Annotated in this window: 7 protein-coding genes and 1 pseudogene; 1 reads left to right on the top strand and 7 read right to left on the bottom strand. The window is 72.9% G+C overall.

Features of this window, described 5'->3' with window-relative positions; all coding sequences use genetic code 11:
* The 6 genes from FREUN1FDRAFT_RS35785 to FREUN1FDRAFT_RS35760 all read right to left on the bottom strand — a co-directional run.
* The coding region (locus FREUN1FDRAFT_RS35785; RefSeq protein WP_006545291.1) for a salicylate synthase at positions 1-1,468 on the bottom strand (1,468 nt) is incomplete at its 3' end.
* On the bottom strand, positions 1,465-1,725 hold the full coding sequence (locus FREUN1FDRAFT_RS35780; protein ID WP_006545290.1) for an MbtH family protein: 261 nt from the start codon (positions 1,723-1,725) through the stop codon (positions 1,465-1,467). The genes FREUN1FDRAFT_RS35780 and FREUN1FDRAFT_RS35785, both read right to left, overlap by 4 nt.
* Positions 1,726-1,817: 92 nt before the next feature.
* Positions 1,818-3,719, bottom strand: coding sequence for an ABC transporter ATP-binding protein (locus FREUN1FDRAFT_RS35775; RefSeq protein ID WP_157475764.1), 1,902 nt, complete (start codon positions 3,717-3,719; stop codon positions 1,818-1,820).
* Complete coding sequence (locus tag FREUN1FDRAFT_RS35770; protein WP_006545288.1) at positions 3,712-5,589, bottom strand: ABC transporter ATP-binding protein; 1,878 nt, start codon at positions 5,587-5,589, stop codon at positions 3,712-3,714. Before FREUN1FDRAFT_RS35770 ends, FREUN1FDRAFT_RS35775 begins: the two co-directional genes overlap by 8 nt.
* A gap of 236 nt (positions 5,590-5,825) precedes the next feature.
* A complete protein-coding gene (locus tag FREUN1FDRAFT_RS35765) occupies positions 5,826-6,944 on the bottom strand; it encodes an iron chelate uptake ABC transporter family permease subunit (RefSeq protein ID WP_006545287.1) in 1,119 nt (372 codons plus the stop codon).
* Between the two features lie 128 nt (positions 6,945-7,072).
* Positions 7,073-8,149 carry an iron ABC transporter permease gene (locus tag FREUN1FDRAFT_RS35760; RefSeq protein ID WP_006545286.1) on the bottom strand — a complete coding sequence of 359 codons (1,077 nt, stop codon included), beginning with the start codon at positions 8,147-8,149 and terminating at the stop codon, positions 7,073-7,075.
* Between the two features lie 401 nt (positions 8,150-8,550).
* Here FREUN1FDRAFT_RS35760 and FREUN1FDRAFT_RS35755 point away from each other — a divergent pair, with 401 nt between their 5' ends.
* Entirely contained in the window at positions 8,551-9,477 is a 927-nt protein-coding gene (locus FREUN1FDRAFT_RS35755; protein WP_083828932.1) for an ABC transporter ATP-binding protein, read from the top strand.
* 205 nt (positions 9,478-9,682) lie between these two features.
* Here FREUN1FDRAFT_RS35755 and FREUN1FDRAFT_RS47190 read toward each other — a convergent pair.
* Positions 9,683-9,934, bottom strand: a pseudogene (locus FREUN1FDRAFT_RS47190) (hypothetical protein); the annotation flags it as partial.
* Positions 9,935-10,370 lie beyond the last annotated feature (436 nt).

Genomic DNA, 10,370 nt, shown 5'->3' with positions numbered 1-10,370 from the left:
CCGGCGCGGCCTGCGCAGCCGACACCGGCTGCACGGCCGGCACGGCCGGCGCGGCCTCCGCAACTGGCGCGGCTGGCGCGGCCGTGACGAGGAAACGGCTGACGCTGCGCAGCTTCTCCCGGGTCTCCTCCGCCTCACGGTCGGGCTCGGACTGGGCGACGATGCCGGCGCCGGCCCGCAGCCACGTCCGGCCCTCGTGCTGGAAGACGGTGCGCAGGACGAGCGCCGCGTCCAGGGACCCGTCCGCGTCGACGGTGAGCACCGCCCCGCTGTAGAGGCCACGCGGTTCGCTCTCGTACCCGCTGATCGCCTCGCAGGCGGCTGCCTTCGGCACCCCGGAGGCGGTGATCGACGGGAAGACGGTCCCGAAGGCGTCCCAGGCGTCGCGGCCGACGGCGAGGCGCCCGGCGACGCGGGAGGCCAGGTGCTGGACGCTGCCGCGTTCGAGCACGGTCATGAACTCGTCGACGGCGACCGAGCCGGGCCGGCAGAAGCGACGCAGCTCCTCCTGGCAGGCCTGCACGGAGACGGCGTGCTCGTAGATCTCCTTCGGATCGGAGAGCAGCACGTCGCGTAGTTCGCGGTCGGTGGCGGCGTCGCCGGTGAGCGCCCGGGTGCCGGCCAGCGGCTGGGTGGAGACGAGACCGTCGGCGCTCACCTCGACCACGGTCTCCGGGCTGAAGCCGGTCGCACGCAGGTAGCCGACGTCCAACAGGAAGGAGCGCGCCGGGGTGTTCCCGGCCCGGCCCGCCTCGTAGGTGGCGACCAGGTCGATGTCACCCTCGACGGGGACGACCCGGGAGAGGATCACCTTGCGCAGCCGTTCGGCGTGGATGTCGGCGACGGCCATGGCGACGGCCTGCCGGTACCCGTCGACGCCGTGCTCGAGGTCGGCGACGGCGAGTGGCCCGGTGGTGCTCGGGGCGTCCACGGCACCGCCCGTGATCAGCTCTGCCAGCTCTGTCAGCCCTGCCTGCTCGGCCGAGTCGGCCGAGTCGGCCGAGGGGGCCGGCCCGGCCGAGGCCGGTGGGATGCCGGCCGCCGCCAGGGTGCGCAGGGTCGCGACACCGTCGAGGAGCCGAGCCTCCTGCCGGGGCACGATCAGGTGCAGCAGCGGTGCGTCGCCGGCCGGCACGGCGAGGCCGGCGAGCAGGTGGCTGAGCTCGAAGGCCGCCCAGCCGTAGGCCCGCCAACCGGCGATGTCGAGGGCGGCGAGAAGGCCCGCGACCTGGCGCAGCGGCGCGGGACCGGTCGGCTCGACCTGCCACTGCCCGGTGCCGGTGCGGTGGCGCAGCTCGTGCGCACGCAGCTCGATCTCGGCCAGGACACCCGCCCCGAAGGACCATTCGCCCGCGCGCTCGTACACGACGAACGGGCCGGTGGCAGCGCGGGCCAGCCGGGCGGCTACGGCTGCGGGCGGCTGGCCGAACGGGATGATCCTGCGGTGGCGGTCGGGGCGGGTGGTCACCGGGAGGCTGAAGCGTCGGAGTGGGCGACTTCCGCGGCACGGGCGTCGGAATCCATCTGAGCGACCAGGCTCAGCGGACGCAGATCGGTCCAGTGGGCCTCGACGTAGTCCAGGCAGGACTGGCGTGTCTCCTCGCCGTGCACAACGGTCCAACCCGCCGGAACGGCGGCGAAGCTCGGCCAGAGGGAGTGCTGCCCCTCGGAGTTGACCAGTACGAAGAAGCTCCCGCTTTCGTCATCGAAGGGATTCGTCGACATACCCGCCGTCTCCTTGATCGCACCAGAATAGTTAGGCCGACCTAAGTCGGTATTAAGTGAGGTTAGCCTAACCAATGCGGTATGACCAGCGATTACGCCGGATCGCTCACAATCGGATCGCTCTGCAGCTGGCTGGGCACGGAATGTCCCGCGTCGACCAGGACGTCTCCCGCGACATCTCCCCGGACGTCTCCAGCGACGTCTCCAGCGGTGTCACCCGCGACGAGACGGCCGGAGACGAGGCGAACCCGCCGCGGCAGGCGGTCGATGGTCGCCTGGCGGTGCGCGATGACGATCAGCGTCCGCCCCGGGCGCAGGTGTTCCACCGCTGTCTCCAGCCGACGCGCCACGTCGGGGTCCAGGTCGGCCGTGGCCTCGTCCAGCACCAGCACCGGCGGGTCGACCAGGGCTGCCCGCACCAGTCCGACGATCTGGCGCTCGCCCGCGGACAGCAGCTCACCGCGGGCGCCCAGGGACGCGTCGAGGCCACCGGGCAGTCCCGCCACCCACTCGGTCAGACCCAGCACTTCCACCGCCCGCTCCATCGCCGCGCGGTCGGGCTCGCCCGGCGCCAGCGCGAGGTTCTCCGCGAGCGAGCCGGTGATGATGTGAACCTGCTGCGGCACGAGGACGACATGGCGCCGGATCTCCTCGGGCGACACGGTGCTCAGGTCGACGCCGCCGAAGGTCACCACGCCCTCGTCGGGCTCGTAGAGACCGCACAGCAGCTTCGCGAGCGTCGTCTTGCCCGAGCCGGTGGTACCGACCAGCCCGGCCCGGTCGCCGGACGGGAAGCGCACCGACACTCCGCGGAGCACCTGCGCGTCCTCGTCCGTCCCATAGCCGAACCGCAGGTCCGTCGCGGCGAGCTCACCGCGCGGCGGGAGCGACACCCCACCACCACCGGCGGTGGGCGCGTCGGAGGCGGGCGCATCCATGGCGGACGCGGCAGTGGCGGGCAGGTCGATGGCGGGAGAGTCGGTGCCAGGCGCGTCGGTGCCGGGCGAGTCGGTGGCTTCCAGCAGGTCGGCCAGGCGGGCCACGCCGACCCGCGCGGTCTGCAACTGCCCGATCAGGCGGGACAGGCCGGCCAGGCCCTCGAACAGGTTGCGGGTCGCGAGCACGAACACCACGACAGTGCCCACGCCGAGGTGACCTGACCGGGCCAGCCACACGCTCAGCAGCAGCAGAACCGCGGTGGCCAGCCCCTCGAGCAGGCTGAAGAGCTCCAGCCGGTTCTGCGCGCCGATGGTCCGGTTGGACGCCCGCAGCAGTTCGTCGTTGTCGCGGCGGAACCGCTCGACCCACTCGCCGGGACGTCCGACGACCACCAGCGCCTCACCGGCGGCCAGCGTCTCGGTGAACGTCGCGGTCATCGCCGCGTCGGCCGAGGCCTGCCGGCCGAACGCCGTGCGGGCGACCTGGTCGAACCACCGGATCACCCCGACCGCGGCGGGGATGAACAGCACGACGAGCACCAGCGACAGCAGCGGCGAGTAGACGATCAGCAGCACCGTCGTGAGCACCAGGGTGAGCCCGATGCCGAGCAGGTTCGGCACCTGCTCGCGGATGAACAGCGCCAGATCGGCGATCTCGCCGGTGGCCCGCCGCAGCAGGTCCCCGGTGCGGTGCGCCTCCACGAACCGCAGCGGCGCGCCCGCGAGCCGCTCCACGACGAGGTCGCGCAGGTCCTGCACCACCCGTTCGCCGGCCCGGGCCAGCAGCACCTCCGACCAGCGCAGGAGCAGCAGGCGGGCGAGGACGATCACGATGAGGCCGCCGACCGTCCACCACAGCGCCGTCCGGTCGCGGGCGATCACCGCGTCGACACCACGACCGATCACAGGGGCGATCCCGACCACGGCGGCGGTGCTCGCGACCGTCGCGGCCAACGCGACGGTCAGCAGCCGGCGGTGTGGTCGCAGGTAGCGCCACGCCTGGCGCAACGCGCCCGCGGTGGCCGGGTCCTCGTGCAGCATGCGGACCTCAGCCACGGTGACCTCCGGCGGTCAGATCAGCGGCACCAGCCGACGGCTCGGCACCGCCAGAAGACTCGGCAGCAGCAGCCGACTGGGCAGCGGCAGCCGGCTCGGCAACGGCAGCCGGCTCGGCAACGGCAGCCGGCTCGGCAACGGCAGCCGGCTCGGCAACGGCAGCCGGCTCGGCAACGGCAGCCGGCTCGGCAACGGCAGCCGGCTCGCGCTCGGCACCGGGCGGCGCGCTGTTGCGGGCGGGTGGTGGCAGCGTCAGCACCCGGTCGGCGGCGGCCAGCACCGCGGGCCGGTGCGACACCACGACGATCGCGCCGGTGGGATTCCAGTCCCGCAGCCGGCGCAGCACCGCCGCCTCGGTCTCGACGTCCAGCGCCGAGGTGACGTCGTCCAGCACCAGGACCGCGGGACGCCCCAGCAGGCCGCGGGCGAGCGCGAGCCGCTGGCCCTGCCCGCCGGACAGCGTGCCGCCCCGCTCGCCGACCACCGTGTCGTACTGGTCGGGAAGGCTCATGATGAACTCGTCCAGCGCGGCGGCGTGGCAGGCGGCCCGCAGGTCGGCCAGCTCGATCTCGCGGCCCAGCCGCAGGTTGTCGGCGATCGTGCCGGTGAGCACGAGCGGTCGCTGCGGCACGAGGCCGATCCGGGTCAGCACCTCGGTGCGCGACGCGGCCCGCAGCTCCACCCCGCCGTAGCTGATCGTCCCCTCGGTCGGGTCCTCGATCCGGCACAACAGCCGGGCCAGGGTGGACTTGCCCGACCCGGTCGGGCCGGTGACCGCGATGAACTCACCGGGCGCGGCGCACAGGTCCGCCGGCCCGAGCACGTGGCGGTCGCCGTGGCGGACCACGGCCCCGTCCACCCGCAGGGCGCCGGTGGCCGGCAGTGGCACCACGGATGCGGGGTCCTCGGCCAGCCCCGGGGTGCCGAGCACCTCGGCGATGCGCCCGGCGGCGACCCGGGCCTGGCCGCGGCCGGCCAGCAGGTCGACCAGGATGGCGATGGCCAGCGCGAGAGTCGTCATCCAGGAGGTGAAGGCGACCAGGCCGCCGATGGTCAGATCACCGCTGATGGCGGCGGCCCCGCCGATGCCCAGGCCGACCGCGATCGCCATCCGGGGCAGCGCCGGCGGCACCGCGGACCACCAGGCCGAAACCTCGGCGACCCGCAGGGACGTGCTCGTCACCGACCGGGACAGGTCGTGATGGCGACGGACGAGCACCCGCTCGCCACCGAGCCCCCGCACCGCGGCGCTGGCCGACAGCAGGTCCTCCACCGCGTCCGCGCGGGAGCCGTGTGCCTCGGAGAGCGCCTCGTTGGCGGTGTCGTAACGGCCGGGGAAGAACGCGTTGGCCAACCCCACCAGCGGCACCGTGACGACAGTGACGAGCAGCAGTAGCGGGTCGAGCAGCCCGATGGCCGGCAGGACGACGACGACGGTGACGATGACCCGGACCCAGACCCCGAGGTTCTGCAGCCACAGCCGCACCAGGTCGACGTCCCGGGTGACCCGCATGACGAGGTCGCCGCGCCCGAAGCCGACCAGCGCGGGCCGGTCGAGGGTGGTCACCTTGTCGATGAGCTCGCTCCGCAGGCCGTGCGCGACCCGGTTGGCCGCGATACCCGACCACCACTGGCCACCCACCCCGCCCACCAGGAACGCGAGCGAGATACCCGCGGTGATGAGCGACCAGCGCACCGTCTGGTCGACGTCCAGCGGGGTGATGCCGTCGTCCAGGGCGTGTTGGATGCCCCAGGGCAGCACGAGCATCGCGAGCTGTTGGACGAGGGTCGCCAGCACGCCGAGAGACAGCGGACCGGGCATGGAGCGCAGCTGCGCCCACAGGACGGTGTTGCCAGCCGACATGGCCATCGCCAGGACCACTCCAGGGTGGGTGCCCGGCCCGGCCGGGAGCCGCCGCGGCGGAGCGCCCGGCGCTCGGGTGCGAGCAGAGACGGGGTCGGGACACCGGCGACGAGACAGCGGCCCGCCGCCGGGCGACCGAAACCTAAGGGAGACAACACCGATATATTAGGTAAAGCTAAGCTAAGTACCTGGAACGGGTCAATCCCCACGCCGACGTAACAGCATCCGCGCGAGCACCGTGCTCAGATCCGCCGCCGCTGCCGGGCCAGCAGCCACACCAGGTAGAGACCGCCGACGGCGTTGGTCGCCACCCCGACGGGCAGCTGCGAAGGGGCGAACGCCCGCTGGGCCACCAGGTCGCTGGCCACCACGAGCAGCGCGCCGAGCAGCGCCGCCGGCAGCAGCGCCGCACCCGCCGACCGCGCCAGATGCCGTGCGAGCTGCGGCGCCGCCAGCGCGACGAAACCGATCGGGCCCGCCGCCGCGGTCGCGCAGGACGCGAGCGCCGCACCCACACCGAGCAGCGCGAGCCGGCTGCTCTCCACCGACACGCCGAGCGCCCGCGCCGTGTCGGCACCCATGGCCAGCATCGACAGCCGCCGGCTCAGGTAGAGCGCGGCCGGCAGCAGCACGATCACGGCGAACACCAGCGGGCGGACCTGCTCCCAGCTGCGCCGGCTAAGGCTGCCCAGCAACCAGGTCTGGGCCGTGATCGCGTCACCGAGGGTCGCCCGCGCGATCAGGTAGTAGTTCAGGGCGGTCAGCATCGACGCGACCCCGATCCCGATCAGGATCAGCCGGGGGCCGGCGACACCCCGCCGGAACGACAGCAGGTAGATCGCGATCGCGGTCAGCACACCGCCGGCGATCGCGCCGAAGGACGTCTCGTAGACGCTGCCGTGCAGGACCAGGATCACGATCACCGCTCCGGTGGCCGACCCGGCGGTGAAACCGATGACGTCCGGGCTGCCGAGCGGGTTGGCCGTCATCGTCTGGAAGATCGCCCCGCTGACGGCCAGGGCCGCGCCGACCAGCAGGCCCGCCACCAGCCTCGGCAGCCGCAGCGTGCGGACGATGAAGTCCGTGCCGGAGCTGCCGTGCCCGAGCAGGCTGTCGACCACCTCGCGGACCGACAGGTGGTAATCACCCGTCGTCAGGGTCAGGACGCTGATCACCCCGATGGCCACGACCAACCCGAGGCAGACCAGCACCCCGCGGCCGTCGACGCGCAGCGATAGCCGGTCGCCTCGATCACGAAGCACCCAGCCGCGTGGCGCCGCGCCCCCGGGCAGGACTCCGCCCGGCAGGACTCCGCGCGCCGCTGCGGGCAGGCCCGCCGTTCCGGTCGCTCCTGTCGCCATGGGCTCACCTCCCCCCGCTGCCGCCCCGTTGGCTCCGGGCGCTCCGCTGGCCCCGTCGGCTCCTGTGGCCCCGTTGGCTCCTGTGGCCCCGCGCGTGGTCATCGTCGCGACCGCAGGGCGTGTTCCGCTCACAATCGACCCAACCGTGCGCGCCGACACAGGACGATGAAGACCGGGGCGCCGACGAACGCGCTGACCACACCGACCTCCAGCTCGGCGGGAGCGATGATCACTCGGCCGACGACGTCGGCGGTGAGCAGCAGCACCGGGCCGAGCACGGCGGAGTAGGCCACCACCCAGCGCTGGTCCGGGCCGCAGATCGCCCGCGCGATGTGCGGGACGCCCAGCCCCACGAACGTGATGGAGCCGGCCGCCGCGGTGCCGCCGCCGCACAGCAGCGCGACGGCGAGCACCCCCAGCGTCCGGGTGCGGGCCACGTGGACCCCGAGACCGCGGCCGGCATCCTCGCCCATGGCCATCGCGTTGAGCGCGCCGCCGATGGCGAAGGCCACCAGCAGGCCCACGCCGATGAAGGGCACGACGACGGCGAGCTGTGGCATGTCGGCCCGGGCCAGCGAACCGACATCCCAGAAGCGCAGCCGGTCGAACGTCTCGTGGTCGAGAAAGGCGACGGCGTAGGTGAAGGCGGCGAGCACCGCGCTGAGCGCGGCGCCGGCCACGATGAGCCGCTCCGGCGCGACGGCCGCCCGGCCTGTGGCACCCAGCACGTAGACGGCGGCGGAGGCGGCGGCGGCGCCGAGCAGCGCGAACCACACGTAGCCGCTGGGCGACGTCACGCCGAGGAACGACACGGCGGCGACGACCGCGGCGGCGGCCCCCAGGTTGACCCCGAGCAGGCCCGGGTCGGCGAGGGAGTTGCGGGTCAGCGCCTGCGCCAGCGCACCGGCCACACCCAGGCCCGCGCCTACGACGAGCCCGACGAGCGTGCGGGGGACCCGCATGTCGTGGACGATCACGGCGGCCTCGGACCGGTCGTCATGCCACAGCACGCGCCACACGTCCGGCAGCGCCAGGTGGTTCGCGCCGACGGCGATGCTCATCAGCACGGCGGCGGCGAGCAGCACCACCGCGGCGACGAGCCCCAGCGGCCGCAGCGCCCTCCGGGCCGTCCCGCCCGCGGGCGGGTTCGTGGACCGGCCGGCTGACACGCCCGCTGGCAGGCCGGCCGACGGGCCGGTGGGCATGCCCGGGCTCCCCACCGCCGCTGTGGCCGGCGCCCTGGGCCCCGCCGAAATCCCGATCACCGTTCCCCGCTCCACGACGTTATTTAGGTCAGGCTTACCTCCAGTAGTCAACACCAGGACGAATCACTCCGGTGCGCGCAGCGCCAGGAATCACGATGAGGCCTTGACCAGCAACGGAAGCAGCCCACACGATAAGTGAGGCTTACCTAAAGAGATCGGGGTTGGTAGAGGCCTTGAACACACGACGTGGACAGCGCCCGGCATCGTTGCGCAGGACTGCCGCATCCGCCGACGGCGGCGAGGAGAGAACAGGCCTGCCACAGCGCAGCGACGACGGCGGTTCCACGACAGCGGCCGCGGTGTCGACCGCCGCACCGGCTGTGGTGTCCCAGCCGGCCGTGGTGTCCCAGCCCGCCGGTGAGCCCCGGCTGCACGCGAGGGACCTGACCCTCGCCTACGACCAGCGCGTCGTCGCCACCGACCTCGGTGTGCGCATCCCCGACAACTCCTTCACCGTCATCGTCGGCCCCAACGCGTGCGGCAAGTCGACCCTGCTGCGGGCGCTGGCCCGGATGCTGCGCCCACGCCACGGCGCGGTCTACCTCGACGGGGCGCTCATCCGGTCGCTGCCGTCCAAGGAAGTGGCGCGCCGGCTGGGGCTGCTGCCGCAGACCTCGATCGCCCCTAGCGGCATCCTCGTCTCCGATCTGGTCGCCCGGGGCCGCTACCCCCACCAGCGCCTGCTGCGCCAGTGGTCCCGCCAGGACGAGGACGCCGTCCGCGACGCGCTCGCGGCCACCCACACCGAGGACCTCGCCGACCGGTTCGTCGACGAGCTCTCCGGCGGCCAGCGCCAGCGGGTCTGGCTCGCGATGGCACTGGCCCAGCAGACGCCGATCATGCTGCTGGACGAGCCGACGACGTTCCTGGACCTCGCGCACCAGATCGAGATCCTCGACCTGTGCGCGGACCTGCACGAGGAGAGCAACCGAACCCTCGTCGCCGTCCTGCACGACCTGAACCAGGCCTGCCGGTACGCCACCCATCTGGTCGCGATGAAGGACGGGCGCATCGTGGCGCAGGGGGACCCGAACGAGATCGTCACGGCGGAGCTGGTGGAGGAGGTCTTCGGCATCTCGTGCAGCGTCGTGCCCGACCCCGAGACCGCCACACCGCTCGTGGTGCCCGCGGCCCGGGCCCGGCGCCGCCAGCTTCGCGAGAACCTGGTGACAGCCGAGCAGCCCCGGTCTCGGCCCGGCACGGACACGGACACGGACACGGACGACGCGGCGGCGTCGGACAGGGCCGTGGCGGTCAGCGCCGGCTAGCGGACCACTCCGGGTCAGGCGACGGACAAGCGCGGCGGCGTCCACCGGCCCGGGGACGCGCAGTGTCCGTGCCAGCACGACCTTGCCGAGATCACCGACGCGCAGCCGGGCCACTGCCCGGGCGACTCCGGCGGTGTACGACAGCGCTCGGCAGGGCCTCAATCGTCCCGCCGCGGTCGCTTCCCGGGGCCGGTGACGACTCCGGTCACCTTTCTCCCGGCGAAGGGCAACCGGGGTCCGGATGTTCGACGTCCTCCTCCGCGTGAACGCCGAGGATTCCAACCAGAGGATTCCAACTGCGCGAAAACGGTTCGCGTAGTTGCGGTTCGCGGTTCACCGGCCCCGGCAACCCGGTGCCTCCCCGCGCCGTCACCGCGCGCCCCGCGGCGATGTTCACAGCAGCGCTCACGCCCGCGCACGCGGTGTGCCCGCAGGCGGAGCACCGCAGCCGTGCTTGGCATGACTCTCACGCGACCCGACGCCGGGGAGGGCAGCCGTGTGAGGGTCGGCGATCCGCCTGGGACGAGGCCGCCGACCGACCGCGCCTCCTCCCCACCCCGTCGGACGACACCCGACGCATGAAACTTAGGTGAAGTTAACCTATACTTCGCGGGATGCGGCCGGTTGAGCCACCGCGAGTCACGCAGGTCGCCGCAATCCGGCCCGCTTGACCACCAACCGCATCACACCTAAGTTAGGTTCACTTAACACATTCAGCTTCAGGTAGGCCGTGGCGGTTGCAACGCACGGTCACATCTAGTCACATGCGGTCGTCCACGCCATCCACGACGCCCCGCCGCGACCGCAGCTCCTCGCCTCGACAAGAACAACAAATCAACAACGGGCGCCGCCTTTAAGGCCTCCAGACACCCTCCAGGGAGGCTCGATCGAGC

The organism is Parafrankia sp. EUN1f, from assembly GCF_000177675.1.
Taxonomy (GTDB): Bacteria; Actinomycetota; Actinomycetes; order Frankiales; family Frankiaceae; genus Parafrankia.
This window is presented reverse-complemented; position numbering and strand designations above follow the sequence as displayed.

Coding starts and splice junctions, on each gene's coding strand:
- FREUN1FDRAFT_RS35780 (WP_006545290.1), bottom strand. CDS start 1,725: ATGTCGACGAATCCCTTCGATGACGAAAGCGGGAGCTTCTTCGTACTG.
- FREUN1FDRAFT_RS35760 (WP_006545286.1), bottom strand. CDS start 8,149: ATGCCCACCGGCCCGTCGGCCGGCCTGCCAGCGGGCGTGTCAGCCGGC.
- FREUN1FDRAFT_RS35770 (WP_006545288.1), bottom strand. CDS start 5,589: ATGGCCATGTCGGCTGGCAACACCGTCCTGTGGGCGCAGCTGCGCTCC.
- FREUN1FDRAFT_RS35765 (WP_006545287.1), bottom strand. CDS start 6,944: ATGGCGACAGGAGCGACCGGAACGGCGGGCCTGCCCGCAGCGGCGCGC.